General features: G+C 72.5%; 12 protein-coding genes. 4 read left to right on the top strand and 8 right to left on the bottom strand.

Annotated elements, in window-relative coordinates; all coding sequences use genetic code 11:
- Positions 1-76 precede the first annotated feature (76 nt).
- Positions 77-658, bottom strand: a complete 582-nt coding sequence (locus tag ADK67_RS18155) for a PadR family transcriptional regulator (RefSeq protein WP_053717610.1) — start codon at positions 656-658, stop codon at positions 77-79.
- Between the two features lie 76 nt (positions 659-734).
- Here ADK67_RS18155 and ADK67_RS18150 point away from each other — a divergent pair, with 76 nt between their 5' ends.
- Together ADK67_RS18150 and ADK67_RS52600 are read left to right on the top strand one after the other, a co-directional pair.
- Positions 735-1,892 carry a winged helix DNA-binding domain-containing protein gene (locus tag ADK67_RS18150; RefSeq protein ID WP_053717609.1) on the top strand — a complete coding sequence of 386 codons (1,158 nt, stop codon included), beginning with the start codon at positions 735-737 and terminating at the stop codon, positions 1,890-1,892.
- On the top strand, positions 1,889-2,812 hold the full coding sequence (locus tag ADK67_RS52600; RefSeq protein ID WP_197289500.1) for a GNAT family N-acetyltransferase: 924 nt from the start codon (positions 1,889-1,891) through the stop codon (positions 2,810-2,812). Before ADK67_RS18150 ends, ADK67_RS52600 begins: the two co-directional genes overlap by 4 nt.
- 12 nt (positions 2,813-2,824) lie before the next feature.
- Here ADK67_RS52600 and ADK67_RS18140 read toward each other — a convergent pair whose 3' ends face one another.
- The 5 genes from ADK67_RS18140 to ADK67_RS18120 all read right to left on the bottom strand — a co-directional run bounded on the left by ADK67_RS18140 (position 2,825) and on the right by ADK67_RS18120 (position 7,945).
- On the bottom strand, positions 2,825-3,451 hold the full coding sequence (locus ADK67_RS18140) for a TetR/AcrR family transcriptional regulator (RefSeq protein ID WP_053717608.1): 627 nt from the start codon (positions 3,449-3,451) through the stop codon (positions 2,825-2,827).
- A gap of 4 nt (positions 3,452-3,455) precedes the next feature.
- Positions 3,456-5,006, bottom strand: coding sequence for a hypothetical protein (locus ADK67_RS18135; RefSeq protein WP_053717607.1), 1,551 nt, complete (start codon positions 5,004-5,006; stop codon positions 3,456-3,458).
- On the bottom strand, positions 5,006-6,166 hold the full coding sequence (locus tag ADK67_RS18130) for an FAD-dependent monooxygenase (RefSeq protein WP_053717606.1): 1,161 nt from the start codon (positions 6,164-6,166) through the stop codon (positions 5,006-5,008). Before ADK67_RS18130 ends, ADK67_RS18135 begins: the two co-directional genes overlap by 1 nt.
- A 71-nt stretch (positions 6,167-6,237) precedes the next feature.
- Positions 6,238-7,008 (bottom strand): putative protein N(5)-glutamine methyltransferase, encoded by a 771-nt coding sequence (locus ADK67_RS18125; protein WP_053717714.1) that lies wholly within the window; start codon positions 7,006-7,008, stop codon positions 6,238-6,240.
- Between the two features lie 148 nt (positions 7,009-7,156).
- Positions 7,157-7,945, bottom strand: a complete 789-nt coding sequence (locus ADK67_RS18120; protein WP_053717605.1) for a TetR/AcrR family transcriptional regulator — start codon at positions 7,943-7,945, stop codon at positions 7,157-7,159.
- A 77-nt stretch (positions 7,946-8,022) separates the two neighbouring features.
- Here ADK67_RS18120 and ADK67_RS18115 point away from each other — a divergent pair, with 77 nt between their 5' ends.
- Both ADK67_RS18115 and ADK67_RS18110 read left to right on the top strand, forming a co-directional pair.
- Positions 8,023-10,284, top strand: coding sequence for an ATP-binding cassette domain-containing protein (locus ADK67_RS18115; protein ID WP_053717604.1), 2,262 nt, complete (start codon positions 8,023-8,025; stop codon positions 10,282-10,284).
- 355 nt (positions 10,285-10,639) lie between these two features.
- Positions 10,640-12,517, top strand: a complete 1,878-nt coding sequence (locus tag ADK67_RS18110; protein ID WP_231648244.1) for a S8 family peptidase — start codon at positions 10,640-10,642, stop codon at positions 12,515-12,517.
- Between the two features lie 48 nt (positions 12,518-12,565).
- Here the strand turns inward: ADK67_RS18110 and ADK67_RS18105 are convergent, their stop codons facing one another.
- Together ADK67_RS18105 and ADK67_RS18100 are read right to left on the bottom strand one after the other, a co-directional pair.
- A complete protein-coding gene (locus tag ADK67_RS18105) occupies positions 12,566-13,744 on the bottom strand; it encodes a cellulose-binding domain-containing protein (RefSeq protein ID WP_053717603.1) in 1,179 nt (392 codons plus the stop codon).
- Positions 13,745-13,869: 125 nt separating this feature from the next.
- On the bottom strand, positions 13,870-16,233 hold the full coding sequence (locus tag ADK67_RS18100; RefSeq protein WP_053717602.1) for a PEP/pyruvate-binding domain-containing protein: 2,364 nt from the start codon (positions 16,231-16,233) through the stop codon (positions 13,870-13,872).
- Positions 16,234-16,311 lie beyond the last annotated feature (78 nt).

Below are 16,311 nucleotides of genomic sequence, written 5' to 3'. Positions count from 1 at the left end.
TGGACGTGCGTGGCGGGTCGGCGGCCTCGAAGACGGCCGCGTACCGCTCCAACCCTGTGTTCAGCGTTCCCCCTCGCTACTCAAGTTTGAGTATAGCCCAGCTGCCGGGCCTGCCGGGCGATCCCGGCTCGCCCGCCATGGGGTAGGCGCCCGCTTCGAGGCGTCCGACGAGGCCCCGCGTCCACTCGACCCCGCTGGACGCGGTGTGCTCCCACAACCCGTACAGCTCCTTCACGTGCGGCGGCTCGTGCCACTCCCCCGCCTGCTTGCGCGCCGCGTCACGCCGTGCCTCCAACGCCGCCAACCGCTCGGTGAGCAGACCGACGGCCTCCTCCCGCGACAGCGACGGCAGCAGCGCCAGCCCCGCGGCCAGCAGGTCGGGCCGCGTCTCGGGGCGGCGCAGCGCGTCCCGCAGCAGCTTGCGGTACTCGGCCTCCCCCTTGGGGGTGATCTCGTAGTCGGTGCGGCCGGGCGGCACGGCGTGGTCGGCCAGGCAGCCGTCCTTGGTGAGCTGCTTGAGCGCGTGGTAGATCGAGCCCCACTTGACGTTGGCCCACTCCCCCGCGCCCCACGACATCAGGTCGTTGCCGATCAGGTAGCCGTGTGCGCGCCCGTAGCCGCGCACCACCCCGAGCACCAGCAGCCGTGTTGCCGACATCGCGTCCTCGTCCAGCGGTATCCGGGTTCCACGATCCCGGTTTCGCCGATCAGGGTAGATCGCCGAGGATGGAGCGGTGACCCTCGCCAAGATCGACGACGCCCGGCGGCGGGCCCGCCTCGGCGTCCGACACCTGCTCTCCACCCGTGCCGCCGCGGTCGAGGACGTGGTCGACGCGGTGGTGGGCCTGCACGCCACCGACCCGGCCACCGTGGTCCTGTCCGCGTGCGCGCGCCTGGAGCGGCCCTCGGTGGCGGAGGTGGAGGCCGCGTTCTACGACCGGCACACGCTGGTGCGGCTGCTGTGCATGCGCCGCACCATGTTCGCCGTCACCGCCGCGACCGCGCCCGTCGTGCAGGCCGCCGCGGGCGCCGCCGTCGCCGCGAGGGAACGGCAGAAGCTGCTCGCGTTCCTGGCGGAGGGCGTCGGTTGGGACGCCGACCGCCTCGCCGAGGTAGAGAAGGCGACCCTGGAGGCGCTGCGGCTGCGCGGCGAGGCCACCGCCGTCGACCTCGGCCGCGACGTGCCGGATCTGCTCGAACAGGTCGTCGTCGCGGCCGGCAAGCCCTACGAGACCCGCCAGAACGTGTCCAGCCGCATCGTCCGCGTCCTGGCCGCCGAGGGCTGGATGCGCCGCGGCCGTCCGGTCGGCAGCTGGTTGAGCAGCCAGTTCCGCTGGGAGCCCGCCACGCCGTGGCCCGAGCTCGACTCCGCCGAGGCCCGCGCCGAACTGGCCCGCCGCTGGCTCGCCTCCTACGGGCCCGGCACCGAGGCCGACCTCAAGTGGTGGACCGGCTGGAACCTCGGCCACACCCGCAAGGCCCTCGCCGCGGCGGGCGCCGTCGAGGTCGAGCTGTCCACCGGCCCCGGCCACGCCCTGCCCGACGACCTGGACCCGGTCGAGGACCCCGAGCCGTGGGCCGCGCTGCTGCCGGCACTGGATCCGACCCCGATGGGGTGGCAGGCTCGCGACTGGTACCTCCCCGACCGGCACCGGCCGCGCCTGTTCGACACGTCGGGCAACGTGGGACCGACCGTGTGGTGGAACGGCGCGGTCGTCGGCGGGTGGGCCCAACGTGCCGACGGCGGACTGGTGTGGGAACTCCTCGACGACGTCGGCGCGGACGCGGAGGCCGCGATCGCCCGGGAGGCGGAGCGGTTGGCGTCCTGGCTCGGCGGGGTGCGCGTGGTCCCCCGCTTCCGGACACCGTTGGAGAAGGAGTTGGCGAGATGATCCTGTTGCGGAGGGTGGACGACGGAGCGGTGGAACGGCTGCTCGGCCTCGCGGTGGCCGACACCGACCCGGGCGACGTGATGCCGCCGGGCTGGACGGTCGACCGGCCCGACGAGTTCCGCGAGTTCTACCGCGGCTTCCAGGACGACGCCTACGAGATCGTGGAGGACGACCGCACCGTCGGCATGGTCCGGCTCAGCGCCAAGGGCGAGACCGGCATCTGGGTCGCCCGCTGCGCCCGCGGCAACGGCGTCGGCCTCGCCGCCCTGCGCCGCGTCGTCGAGGAAGCGCCTCGCCGCGGCGTCACCACGATCGTCGCCGACACCACCACCGACAACGTCGCCGCCATGACCATCCTCCGGAAGGCGGGCGCCACCCTCGACGTCGACGGCACCCGCGTGTTCGCGCGCATCACCGTGCCCGCCGAACCGTCGCCCGACCTCGCCGACAGCCGCGAACTGCTCCTCGCCTACCTCGACTTCTACCGCGACACCGTGCTCCGCAAGATCGACGGCATGGCGGAGGACGAGCTGCGCACGAGCCGCCTGCCCACCGGCTGGGCGCCCCTGGCCCTGGTCAAGCACCTCGCCCACGTCGAACTGCGGTGGCTGCGCTGGTGCTTCCGCGGCGAGGAGATCGCCCACCCGCGCGGCAACCCCGACGTCGACCGCGCCGAGTGGGTCCTCGAACCGGGCGACACCGTCGAGAGCGTCCGCGGGTTCTACATCGAGCAGTGCGCCCGGTCGCGGGAGATCGCCGCTGAGGCCGCCCTCACCGACCGCGCGGCCCGCTGGGACCTGCCCGAGGTGCCCCGCGCCACCCTCGCCTGGATCCTGTTCCACCTGCTCCAGGAGTACGCGCGCCACGCCGGGCACCTCGACGTGGCACGGGAGCTCAGCGACGGCGTGGTCGGGACCTGACCGGAACCGGCCTCAGGTCGCGGACCGGCGGAGCTTGGCGTGCAGCGCGCGGCGGGCGACCGGACCGAGGTCCTGCACCACGTCGACGAGAGCCGCCAGGCGCTCCAAGGCGTCCAACGCGGCGTGCGCGCCGGCGGGGTCCACGCCCTCGAACAGCTCCAGGCCGATGAACCCCGCGCACACGGCGCGGGCCAGCCCGGCGGTGTCCACCACGTCGGCCAGCGGCGAGTCGGCGAGCAGCCGGTCCAGCGCCCGCTCGACCGGCCGGATCCACAGCTCCAACGCCGCCGACGTCGCTTTGGCCAGCTCCGGGTCGGACTGCGCGCCGGCCAGCAGCTGGGCGAGCACCATGACGTTGCCCAGCGAGCGTTCCTCGGCGTGCAGCCGCCGCCCCAGGTCCAGCAGCTCCCGCAGGTCCGCGACCTCGTCCAGGCCGGCCGCGAACGACGCCACCCTGGCCTCCGTCGCGGCCAGGCACGCCGCTTCCAGCAGCTCGTGCACGCTGCCGAAGTGGTAGAACACCAAGGCCTGGTTGACGCCGGCGGTCGCGGCGATCGTGCGCGCGGACGTCCCGGTGATGCCGTGCCGCCGGATCGTGTCGATCGCGCCGTCGATCAGTCGCTGTCGGGTGTCGGCCATGCCATCACGGTAGGGGCGCGGCCGCCCGGACCCTCCGCGGGCGTGCGCACAGGTAGGGGCGGGCCAGGACCAGGGCCGCCGCGGTGAGGCCGATCCCGACGAACACCGGCGCCAGGTGGCCCGCGTCGGTGTAGCCGATGACGCCGTGCACCACGACCGCGGGCAGGAACCCGGCCGCCGCGGCCAGCGCGAGCGACCACCACACCCACGCCTCGCCCCGCCGCCAACCCCACGCGCCGAGCAGCGTGATCGCCGCGGCCGCGGACATCAGCGCGCCGCCGAACCCCGCGCGGTCGTGCGCGACGAACCCTGGCAGCCGCGGGTTCGCGGCCCGCAACGCCTCCGGCCCGGTCCGCAGGAACGCCAGGTCACTGGCCACGAACACGTCGGACAGGCCCACCGCCGACACCACCACGCCGCCGCTGAACAGGCCGAGCCCCGTGCACACCACCAACAACTGCCCGACCAGCGCCCGCCGCCGCTCGTGCTCGGGCCCGTCCGGGCGCGCCGTCCAGTGCGGGCCGTCCGTGCCCCGCCGGGTGGCGGCCAGGAACATCGGGAACAGCACCACGGCCGCGACCGTGTGCAGCGGCTCCACGAAACCGAAGCCGAGGAAGTAGAGCAGCGTCGGGAACCCGATCCAGCCGGACACGAGGAACGCCTCACGGGCCCACGGCCGGCCCGTCCGCACACCGCCCGCCGCCAGGCCCACGTAGAGCACGCCGATCGCCACCATCGTGCCGGCCATGGTGATCCGGTCGTGCTGCAGGAAGTGCACCAAGTGGTGGTTGATCGCGTGCAGCCGGTCCACGTCCGCGCCCAGGAACCCGCGGTCGTACCAGAGCAGCACCGGACCGAGGGTGATCGCGGCGGCGCCCAGACCCGCGACGATCATGCCCAGCCCGACCAGCACACCCCACCACCACGCCGGCCACCGCCGCGGGTCGAGGCCCACGTCGCGCACCGACGGCGCGGGAGCGGTGGGCGTCGCCGCCTCCGTCACCCGCGCGAAGAACCCCGGACCGGCCCGCACCAGCACCTCGGGCGTGACCAGGACCGCCTTGGCCGGGTCGGCGAGGACGTCGACGGCCCGGGCCGTCGACGCGGACGCCAGGTGCACCACCGCGGGATCGGCCCCCAACCGGACCGCGTCGACGTGCGGCGACAACGCGTCCACCACGGCCGGGTCCGTCGCACGCACGATCACCGGCACACGCCGACCCACGACGGCCTCGCGCACCACGTCCACATCGGAGAGCCCGACCGGTGCCACCTCGACCACCCCCGCGCCCAGCAGCGGCAACGCCCGCACCGCGTCCCGCGCCACCCCCGGCGGCACCACCGCGCCGAGCCGGTTGCGCACCGGGACACCGGCGACCTCGCCGGCCAGCCGCGCCGGCGGATGGCGGTGCCCGAACCCCCACGACACCAGCCGCCCGCCGCCCGGACACGACCCGACCACGGCCAGCGTCCGCAACGCCACCCGCCGGGACCGACCCGTCCCCAGCAGCGCGGCGGCGATCCCGCGCAACGGGTGATAAGTCCAGTCGGGCACTAGCGACCCCCGCTTTCCGGTGGCGTCCAGCCGAGGACCGGCGCCATGGCGCGCAGGGTCGCGGACGCCGGGGTCAGCCTGGCGGCGAGATCACGGACCACGACCGCCGGCGGCCACGACCACCGGGCCACCCGACCCAGCCGCGCCGAACGCCGCACCACGGACCGGGCCCGCGGCCGGCGCACCCGGTCGTAGCGGACCAGCGCCGCACCCACGCCCGCGTCCCGGACCAGGCAGTCGGCCAGCACGACCGCGTCCTCCAACGCCTGCCCCGCGCCCTGACCCAACGCCGGGTCCATCGCGTGCGCCGCGTCACCCAACAACGCCACCCGGCCGCGCACGTACGTCGCCAACGGCGGCAGGACGTGCACGTCATGGCGCACCACACCGCCCTCGGGCACCGCCGCCAACAACGCGGGCACCGGGTCGGGCCAGTCGCCGAACCGGTCCCGCACGGCGGCGAGCTCACCACCCGCGGCGACACCACCGGCGGGCACCGTCGCCGTCCCGAAGCAGTAGAACCGCCCGCCCGGCAACGCGGTGAACCCGAGCCGTTCACCGCGACCCCAGATCACCGCACCCTCCGCTGGCGGCGCGGCGACCGGCTCGGTGATCATGCGCCACGCCGTGTACCCCGCGTAGCGCGGGAGCCTCGCCTCCGGCCACCACTGCCGCCGCACCCCGCTGTGCACACCGTCCGCGCCGACCACCAGATCCGCGCGCACGACACCGCCCCGGTGCTCGACCACCACGGCGTCACCGTCCGACCGCACCGCGAGCACCTCGCTGCCCGACCGCAGGCACTCCGGCGGCAACGCCTCCACCAACGTCCGGATCAGGTCCGCCCGCCGCACCACCACCAGCGGCGCGCCGTGCCGCCGTTCGATCTCGGCGTTGTCCAGCCGCGACAGCCACCGACCGGATCGGCCGCGCACGCCGCCCGCCGTCTCCACCGCGCCGACCGCACGGACCCGCTCCCCCAACCCGAGCGCCCCGAGCGCGCGCATCGCGTTCGGCCACAGCGAAAGCCCCGCGCCGACCTCGCCGAACCCCGCCGCGCGTTCCACCACCACGACCCGCCACCCGGTCCGACGCAGCGCGACCGCCGCCGCCAGACCACCGATGCCGCCACCCACCACGACCACAGTCCGCCCGACCACCGGCCACCCCCGTTTTGAGCGAGTGCTCAAAACGGAGGGTAGCCAGTGTTGAGCACTCGCTCAACGGTGTCTCAGGGTGCGACCGACCCGATCACCACGGTCGCCGACAACTCCTCGTCCGACACGACCTCCGCGCGCAACCCGCCTGCCCCCCCCCCCCCAAACCCCCCCCCCGCCCCCGCCCCCTCCCCCCCACCCCCCCCCACCAACACCCCCCCCCCCCGCGCCAACCCCCGCCCCGCCCCCACGTCCACCCGCCGCTGCACGTCCAGACCGTCCGACCCCCCGTCCAACGCCACCCGCGGCTCGTGCTCACGCGCCTCCGGCGGCATCAACCCGATCGCCCCCGTCGGCACATAGGGCGCGTTCGCCACCAGGACGTCCACCCGCCCCGCCAACGACACCGGCAACGGCTCGTACAGATCACCCGCGTACACCCGACCCGCACCCAGATTGCGCCGAGCGCACGCCACCGCCGCCGGATCCACGTCCACCGCGTGCAACTCCACCCCGGCCACCCGGTCGACCACTGCCGCACCCACCGCGCCCGACCCACAACACAGGTCCACCACCACCGAACCCGACCGCGCCACCCCCACCGCCACCCGCACCAGGAACTCGGTGCGCCGACGGGGCACGAACACACCCGGCTCCACCACCACCCGCAACCCGCAGAACTCGGCCCACCCCACCACCTGCTCCAACGGCAACCCGGCCACCCGCCGCGCCGTCAACAACGCCAACTCCTCCGGCCCCCGCGCGGCCTCCACCAACACCCGCGCCTCGTCCTCGGCGAACACACACCCAGCCGCTCGCAACCGCGCGACAACATCAACATCCATGGAAACGAACGCCTCTCGCGTCAAACCCGAGGGCGCCCCTCACACCGCCACGACGCGGCCGGGAGCGACCCGATGCACACCAGCAGAAATGGGTCCCACCTCCCTCGTCCGCGCCAACCGGCACACCGTATATCACCGCCGACCGACCTCAGCCCCCGCCAGCACGCGCACGCGCCACCGCAGCCTCCACACCGTCCAACAACACCTCCAACCCCGTCACGAAGTTCAACACCGCGTCCCGCTCCAAGTACGGCACGCACTCCTCCCCCTCCGCCACCGGCGGCTCCTCCTCCCCCAGCCACGTCGACAGCGGAAACCGCTCGGCGAAGTCCGGAGCCACTTCCTCGAACATCTCCGACCGCGAGAACCACCACTCCTCGTCCGTCATCCCCGTCTCCCGCGCCGCCCGCCGAGCCTCCGCGATCACCCCCGCCGCGCCGCGCACGAACTGCACCACCGCACCCACCACACCCCGCAACACCGACGACCCCAACCCCGTCGGCCGCAGGATCCGCAACAACACCTCCAGCATCACGAACTCGTTCGGCCCCAACACCGGCCGCGCCTGCGACACCTGCAACACCCACGGGTGAGCCAGGAAGAACGCCCGCGCGTCCTCCGCCCACGCCCGCAACGCCACCCGCCACCCGCCATCCACCGGGTACTCCGACGGCAACTCGCCCAACACCCGGTCGTACATCAGGTCCAACAACTCCGACTTGCTCGGCACGTACGTGTACAACGCCATCGCCGAACGCCCCAACCGCTCACCCACCGCACGCATCGACAACGCCGCCATGCCGTCCCGATCCGCCACCTCGATCGCCGCGTCCACGATCACGTCCACCGACAACCCCGACCCCGCACCACCACCCGGCGCACGCCACAGCAGCCGCATCGACCGACGCGCGTCACCCTGCCCGGCGAAGACCGCCACTTGCCCACCCCTTACAGCGTAAAGTACCGTGCCGCGAGCACCTTACGGCATAAACAAAGCAGGGGGAAAGCCAGGCGATGGCCGCACCAGCAGACAGCCACGACGTCATCCAAGTACGCGGCGCCAGGGAGAACAACCTCGCCGACATCTCCGTCGACATCCCCAAACGACGACTCACCGTCTTCACCGGCGTCTCCGGCTCCGGCAAGTCCTCCCTCGTCTTCGGCACCATCGCCGCCGAGTCCCAACGACTCATCAACGAGACCTACACCGCGTTCATCCAGTCCTTCATGCCCAACCTCGGCCGCCCCGACGTCGACGCCCTGCGCAACCTCAGCGCCGCGATCATCGTCGACCAGGAACGCATGGGCGCCAACTCCCGCTCCACCGTCGGCACCGCCACCGACGCCCACACCATGCTCCGCATCCTCTTCAGCCGCCTCGGCCAACCCCACGTCGGCACCTCCGGCGCCTTCAGCTTCAACCTCCCCGAAGGCATGTGCCCGCACTGCGAAGGCCTCGGCCGCGTCTCCACCGTCGACGTCGACCAGCTCGTCGACCGCACCAAGTCCCTCAACGACGGCGCCATCACCATCCCCGGCTTCACCGTCGACAACTGGTACGTCCAGACCTACGTCCAATCCGGCTTCTACGACCCCGACAAGAAGCTCCAGGACTTCACCGACGAAGAATGGGACGCGTTCCTCCACCGCGAGACCACCAAAGTCAAAGTGGGCAAGACCAACGTCACCTACGAAGGCCTCCTGGTCAAAGTCCAACGCCTCTACCTCGGCAAAGACCGAGAATCCATGCAACCCCACATCCGCGCCTTCGTCGACCGCGCCGTCACCTTCACCGAATGCCCCACCTGCGGCGGCGCCCGCCTCAACGCCGCCGCCCTCTCCTCCAAGATCGACGGCCTGAACATCGCCGACTGCTCCACCCTGCAGATCAGCGACCTCGCCGACTGGGTCGCCAAGATCACCGACCCCTCCGTCGGCCCCATGCTCACCACCCTCAAAGAACTCCTCGACAACCTCGTCGAGATCGGCCTCGGCTACCTCAGCCTCGACCGACCCGCCGCCACCCTCTCCGGCGGCGAGGCCCAGCGCGTCAAGATGGTCCGCCACGTCGGCTCCGCCCTCACCGACGTCACCTACGTCTTCGACGAACCCACCATCGGCCTGCACCCCCACGACATCCAGCGCATGAACGACCTCCTGCTCCGCCTGCGCGACAAGGGCAACACCGTCCTGGTCGTCGAGCACAAACCCGAGACCATCGCCATCGCCGACCACGTCATCGACCTCGGCCCCGGCGCGGGCGCCAACGGCGGCCACATCACGTTCACCGGCACCGTCGACGAACTCCGCGCCTCCGGCACCCTCACCGGCCGCCACCTCGACCACCGCGCCCGACTCCGCGAGCAGGTCCGCACCCCCACCGGCCGACTGCCCATCACCGGCGCCACCCTCCACAACCTCAAGGACGTCGACGTCGACGTGCCCCTCGGCGTCCTGACCGTCGTCACCGGCGTCGCGGGATCCGGCAAGAGCTCCCTCATCCACGGCTCCCTCGCCCGCCGCGACGACGTCGTCACCGTCGACCAGGCGCCCATCCGCGGCTCACGACGCTCCAACCCGGCCACCTACACCGGCCTGCTCGACCCCATCCGCGCCGCGTTCGCCAAGGCCAACGGCGTCAAGCCCGCCCTCTTCAGCGCCAACTCCGAAGGTGCCTGCCCCAAGTGCAAGGGCATCGGCCTCGTCTACACCGACCTGGCGATGATGGCCGGCGTCGCCTCCGTCTGCGAGGAGTGCGAGGGCAAGAGGTTCACCGCCGAAGTCCTCACCCACACCCTGCGCGGCAGGAACATCAGCGAAGTCCTCGGCATGTCCGTCACCGAGGCCCGCGACTTCTTCACCGAGAAGCAGGCCAAGGCCATCCTCGACCGGCTCGTCGACGTCGGCCTCGGCTACCTCTCCCTCGGCCAGCCCCTCACCACCCTGTCCGGCGGCGAGCGGCAACGGCTCAAGCTCGCCATCCACATGGCCGAGAAGGCGTCCACCTACATCCTCGACGAGCCGACGACCGGCCTGCACCTCGCCGACGTCGACCAGCTGCTCGCCCTGCTCGACCGGCTCGTGGACGACGGCAACACCGTCATCGTGATCGAGCACCACCAGGCCGTCATGGCGCACGCCGACTGGATCATCGACCTCGGCCCCGGCGCCGGGCACGACGGCGGCCGGATCGTCTTCACCGGCACACCGGCCGACCTGGTCGCGAACGCCTCCACCCTGACCGCCCACCACCTCCGCGCCTACGTCGGCGGCTGACCGTCCTGGCTGCTTTGGTACGAGTCCTTTCCGGTGCCACGTCTGGTGCCGGAAAAGGACTCGTTTTAGTTGACACTGAAGTTATTAAGATTATTGGCCAATGGGGCGAAGGGTCGCCCGATCGTGGTCGCCGTTCGGAATACCGCAGGTCGTTCCCACTGCCGGCCGATTGTCCGGCCCCGGGCAGTCCTCTAACGTTGCCGATCACGTCCGCGCGAACGTGATCGCAGAACCTCCACTCCCCGGCCGACCCGCGCCGCATTGGGTCTGCCGGAACCCCTGCACGAGGGAGAACCCTGCAATGGGAGACGTTCGCGGATCCAGACGAGCCCTGCTCGCGTTAGCCGCGGTGGCGATGACCACCGCGGCACTGGCCTCCGGCGCCACACCCGCCGCGGCCGAAGCCGACATCCTCGGCACGAACAACCCGACCGCCATCGCGGGCAGCTACATCGTCGTCTACAACGAGCTGTCCACGCAGAGCGTCGACGTGCTCACCGCCGACCTCAGCGCCAAGTACGACGCCAAGGTCGACTTCACCTACCGCCACGCCCTCAAGGGCTTCGCGGGCACGCTGTCCGAACGGGACGCACGCCGCCTGGCCGCCGAACCCGGCGTGGCCTACGTCCAGCAGAACGGCGAGGTCAAGGCCACCGCGACCCAGCCGAACCCGCCGTCGTGGGGCCTGGACCGCATCGACCAGCGCGACCTTCCGCTCGACTCGTCCTACACCTACCCGAACGACGGCACGGGCGTCACCGCCTACATCATCGACACCGGCATCCGGACCACGCACTCGGACTTCGGCGGCCGGGCCGCTTGGGGCACCAACACCGTCGACACGAACAACACCGACTGCAACGGCCACGGCACGCACGTGGCGGGCACGGTCGGCGGCACGGCGCACGGCGTCGCCAAGGGCGTGCGGCTGATCGCGGTCAAGGTGCTCAACTGCGCAGGCTCCGGCTCGTTCGCCGGTGTCGCCGCGGGCATCGACTGGGTCACCGGCCACCACACCTCGGGCCCGGCCGTGGCCAACATGAGCCTGGGCGGCCAGGGCAGCGACGTGACCGGCGAGACCGCGGTCCGCAACTCGATCGCCGACGGCGTCACCTACGCGATCGCGTCGGGCAACTCCAACGCCAACGCGTGCAACTTCACCCCGGCCCGCGTCGCCGAGGCGATCACGGTCAACGCCTCCACCAACACCGACGCCCGCGCCTCGTTCTCCAACTGGGGCACGTGCACGGACATCTTCGCGCCGGGCCAGAACATCACCTCGGCGTGGATGACCAACGACACCGCCACCAACACCATCAGCGGCACGTCCATGGCGTCGCCGCACGTCGCGGGCGGCGCGGCGGTCCTCCTCGGCGCCACGCCGTCGTTGACGCCCGCGCAGGTCGCGACCGCGATGATCGGCAACTCCACCCCGAACAAGATCACCAGCCCGGGCACCGGCTCGCCGAACCGCCTGCTGTTCGTCAACACCGGCGACCCCGGCCCCGGCAACCCGTCGGTCACCCCGCCGGGCAACCAGACCGGCGCCGTCGGCACGGCCGCCGGCTTGCAGCTCAAGGCCTCCGGCGGCGCGCCGCCGTACAGCTGGTCGGCCACCGGGTTGCCGCCCGGCCTGGCCATCGCGTCGGCGACCGGCCTGATCTCCGGCACGCCCACCACCGCGGGCACCTACACCGTGACCGCGACGGCGACCGACAGCGCGGGCAAGTCCGCGAGCACCACGTTCACCTGGACCGTCACCCCGACGGGCGGCTCGTGCGCCGCGCCCGGCGAGAAGGCGGTCAACGGCGGCTTCGAGAGCGGCACCACCGGCTGGTCGAACGCCACCCACACCATCGCCGCGTGGACCGGTGAGGGCGCGCCGCGCTCCGGCACCCGCTCCTCGTGGATCAGCGGCTACGGCTACAGCAACACCGAGACGCTGACGCAGACCGTCACCGTCCCGGCGGGCTGCACGAACACCACCCTGTCGCTGTGGCTGAAGATCAGCACCGACGAGTACGAGCCGGAGGTGTTCGACACCTTCACCGTCGCGGTGGCCGGCACCACCCTGGCGACCTACACCAACCTCACCCCGTCCGGCTACGAGGTGCGCACCTTCAACCTGGGCGCGTACGCGGGCCAGAGCGTCACGGTGAGCTTCACCGGCGTGGAGGACTGGTCCTACCAGACCTCGTTCGTGCTGGACGACGTCTCGGTGAACGCGGCCTGAGCCGACCGTGGGGAGGGCCGGCGCACCGGTCCTCCCCACGGCCTCGCGTCAGCAGCCGATGGGCGAGGAGCCGATCGCCACGTCGTCGTACCAGAGGGTGTTCGCGCCGTCGCCGTAGCTCTCCCAACCCAGCCGCAGGTCGGTGACCGCGGGACGCCAGTTGGTCTTGCGCAGCCACTGGCCGTCGACGTCGGGGGTCGACACGCCGTCGGCCACCAGGCCCTCGACCACCGCGCCGTTCAGCGAGGTGGAGATCCGACCCGCCGGGTCGACGGTGAACTGCACGCAGTTCCACTGGCCGGTGGGCAGCGGCTTGCTCTTCGACACGCCGACCGGGCTCTGCTCGGGCAGGGTCGCGTCGTCGGACTCGCGGTTCCACTGCAGCGCCGCGTTCTGGCCGCCCATGCGCAGGTCCTTGCCGCCGTCGGCGGAGTCCTTCATGGCCATGAACGTCACGTGCGCCGCCGGCAGGGCCGTGGTGTGGCGGACGTAGAAGCGGCCGTGCACGACGCTCGTGCCGGAGATCGGGGTGCCGAAGAAGATGTGGTTGCAGTAGCCCGACGCGCCGTTGACCCGCACCGACTTCGAGCCGCTGCGCGCGACCGAGCTGTCGACGCTGACCGTGCCCTGACCCGTGCAGTTGGCCGCGCCGACGGTCCACCGGCCGCTCGGCGCCGACCCGGTCTGCTGCTCGAAGCCGTCGCACAGCGTCGCCGTGCCGCAGTCGCCCGGGTTCCCGTCGGTCGTCGTGGTGGTGGTCGTGCTGGTCGTCGTGGAGGTGGAGGTGCTCGTGGACGTCGTGGTCGACGTCGTGGTCGTGGTCGGGTCTTCGTCACTGCACGAGACACCGTTGAACGCGAAGTCGGTCGGCGTCGCGTTCGAGCCGCTGTAGGTGGCCTGGAAGCCGAACTGGGCGCTCGCGCCCGTGCCCAGCGAGCCGTTCCACGGCATGTTGGACGCCGTCACCACGGCGCCGGACTGCTTCACGTCGGCGCTCCAGCCGGAGCTGATCGCCTGGTTACCGGCGAAGGTCCAGGTGAGCTTCCACGAGGTGACCGGAGCGGACTGGTTGGTCACGGTCACGTTGGCGGTGAACCCGGTGGCCCACTGGTTGAGCTTGTAGTCAACGGCGCAGACGGGCGCAGCACCCGCCGTGCTGGTCCCGCCGATCACCACCAAACCGGCTATCGACACCACAGCGGCCACCGCCGCCAGCAGATTTCGCACAACAACCCCTTCGTTGTCGTCTCTGGGAGCGTTCCCAGACACCGAATGTAACGATTCCGTCACCCCAATGGAATACTCCGGGTGCCGCAACGGTCGTCCCGACGAAGGCGCGCGACGCCGGCGAGTCAGCCCAGCACGGTCACCGTGCCGCGCCCGCCGTCCACGCGCACGCGGTCGCCGGTCTTGATGCGGGTGGTGGCGTTGCCGCAGCCGACGACGGCGGGGATGCCCAGCTCGCGGGCGACGATGGCGGCGTGCGACAGCGGCGCGCCGACGTCGGTGACCACGGCGGCGGCGCGCGGGAACAGCGGGGTCCAGCCGATGTTGGTCACCGTGGTCACCAGGACCTCGCCCGGCTGGAGGGCGGCGCCGTCGGCGACGTCGTGGATCACCCTGGCCACGCCCTCCACCACGCCCGCCGCGCCGGGGAAGCCGGACACCGCGTCGCCGAGGGGTTCGGCGGAGGCGTCGTGGACGTCCAGCCGGCGGTTCGGGTCGGCGGCCCACGACTCGGGGTCGAACCGGCCCCGGATCACGGTCGGGTACGGCGGCAGCGCGCGGTAGCGGTCGTAGGCGGCACGGCGGGCCGGCACCGCGGCCAACGGCGTCTCGTCGCCGCCGAGGACGCGCAAGGTCTCCTCGATCGACAGGAAGAACACCGCGTCGCCGTGCCCGGTGACCTCCCCGACCCGCACCAGGAACGCCCGCAGCACGGCGAACGTCCGGGCGAACTCAGACCGCGCCCGTTCCCGCTCACGGGCCAACGCGGCGAGCACGTCCACCTGACGCCGCAGACGCGCGACCTTGCCGGGGTGGGCGGCGCGCAGCCGGTCCCACGCCGCGTCACGCACGGCCGCCTGCCTCGCCAGCAGCTCCTCGGGATCCACGCCGACGTCGTCGAGGCTCGGCCACCCCGGGTCCTCGGCCGGGCGCGGCGCGGACACCTCGAACTCGTCGGCGAACCGGTGGCCGTACTGCCGGACGTACGCCTCGCGGGTGATCTCGCCGCGCTTGAGCCGCGCCAGGCCGAGCACCGGGCCCAGGCTCTCCAACTCCCCCGCCGTGCCGTGCGCGCCGGTGAGCAACGCGGTGGTGTCGTCCTCCCCCACCAGCTTCACCAGCTTGCGGCGCAGCTTGACCGACGACATGGAGCCGTTGCGCGCGCCGGCGTCGAACACCTTGGCGTCCACGTGCAGCACGTCGTCCACATCGGACTTCCACAGCGCGAGCAGGTCGGCGGGCGTCGAGGCGGCGCGGAACGCGGCGTGCAGCCGTTCGGCCCGACCGGGCGCGGACGCCAGCAGGCCGTCGATCTTCGCCCGGAACTCGCGGTTCTGCCGGAGGAACGGCAGCGCGGCCCCGATCGCCGCGCGCAGCACGGCCAGGCGTGACAGCGGCAGTGGCGGCACCTCGACGCCCGCCGGGATGCGGCCGAAGTACAGCTCGACCGTCCGCTGCATGAACCCGCCGCGGGCGAGGCCGAGCGCCTGCCCGACGGCCAGCGCGGCGCTGAGGTTGAGGTAGAACCGGCCGCCGATGTTGCCCGACGTCGGGTGCCCGGCGATCGCGGGCTGGGCGAGCACCTTCGCGAACGACCAGGTCGCGGGCGACATCACGCTCGGCACGGCCTCGCGCAGGTTCGCGCACGTCCACAGGTAGTCGCCGCGCAGGGTGTCGTTCCAGACCTCGGCCAGCGCGGTGATCGGCCGGGCCTGCAACACCGCGATCCGCCCGTCGGCCACGGCCCACTCGACGTCCATCGGCACGCCGTACAGGTCCTGGATGCGTGCGCCCAACGCGGCCAGTTCCGCCACCTGCGCGTCGGACAGCAGCGAACCGCGGCGCGTGACGCCGTCGGCGGACACGACGTACTCGTCCGGGGTGACCGTGCCGGCGACCAGTGCCTCGCCGAGACCGGGCGCGGCGTTGACCACGGTCTCGGTCCGCACGCCGGTGACGGGGTTCGCGGTGAACAGCACACCGGCCGCGTCGGCGGGCACCATCTCCTGCACGACGACGGCGAGCGCCACGTCGGTGATGTCGTTGCGGGCGCGGTAGGCGACGGCGCGTGCCGTCCACAGCGACGCCCAGCACCGCTTGACCGCGGTCAGCACGTCGTCGCCGGACACGTCGAGGAACGTGTCGTGCTGCCCCGCGAACGACAGGTCCGGCAGGTCTTCGGCGGTGGCCGACGAACGCACCGCGACCGGTCCCGGCGGCAGGGCCGCGCGGATGGCGTCGGCGATGTCCTCGGGCATGTCCAGGCGTTCGAACGCGGCGAGTGTCGCGTCCTCGCCGCCGAGTCCGGCCCGGGTCTCGGCGTCGAGCCCTTCGGTGAACCGGCGGTAGGCGTGCGTGGTCAGGTGGAAGCCGTCCGGCACGGGCAGGCCCGCGGCGGCGAGCTTGGCCAGCGAGGCGCCCTTGCCCCCGACCGTCTCCAGGTCGGCGGCGGGATCGGCGAGCGGCAACACCAGCGCGGGGGTCCCCATGCGCCGATCTTCGCACCGGCGTCTAGCTCCGGTTGCGCGAACGTGCCGAACGGGTGCGCGCCGCGCTCGACCCGCGCT

The sequence above is a fragment of the Saccharothrix sp. NRRL B-16348 genome, assembly GCF_001280085.1.
GTDB lineage: Bacteria > Actinomycetota > Actinomycetes > Mycobacteriales > Pseudonocardiaceae > Actinosynnema.
The sequence above is the reverse complement of the archived record's forward strand: the minus strand, read 5'-3'. Positions and strand labels throughout refer to the sequence as shown.

Excerpts from the sequence above, each read along its gene's own strand:
- ADK67_RS18155 (WP_053717610.1), bottom strand. The coding sequence starts at position 658 with ATGTCGGCAACACGGCTGCTGGTGCTCGGGGTGGTGCGCGGCTACGGG.
- ADK67_RS52600 (WP_197289500.1), top strand. The coding sequence starts at position 1,889 with ATGATCCTGTTGCGGAGGGTGGACGACGGAGCGGTGGAACGGCTGCTC.
- ADK67_RS18140 (WP_053717608.1), bottom strand. The coding sequence starts at position 3,451 with ATGGCCGACACCCGACAGCGACTGATCGACGGCGCGATCGACACGATC.
- ADK67_RS18125 (WP_053717714.1), bottom strand. The coding sequence starts at position 7,008 with ATGGATGTTGATGTTGTCGCGCGGTTGCGAGCGGCTGGGTGTGTGTTC.
- ADK67_RS18115 (WP_053717604.1), top strand. The coding sequence starts at position 8,023 with ATGGCCGCACCAGCAGACAGCCACGACGTCATCCAAGTACGCGGCGCC.
- ADK67_RS18110 (WP_231648244.1), top strand. The coding sequence starts at position 10,640 with ATGACCACCGCGGCACTGGCCTCCGGCGCCACACCCGCCGCGGCCGAA.
- ADK67_RS18100 (WP_053717602.1), bottom strand. The coding sequence starts at position 16,233 with ATGGGGACCCCCGCGCTGGTGTTGCCGCTCGCCGATCCCGCCGCCGAC.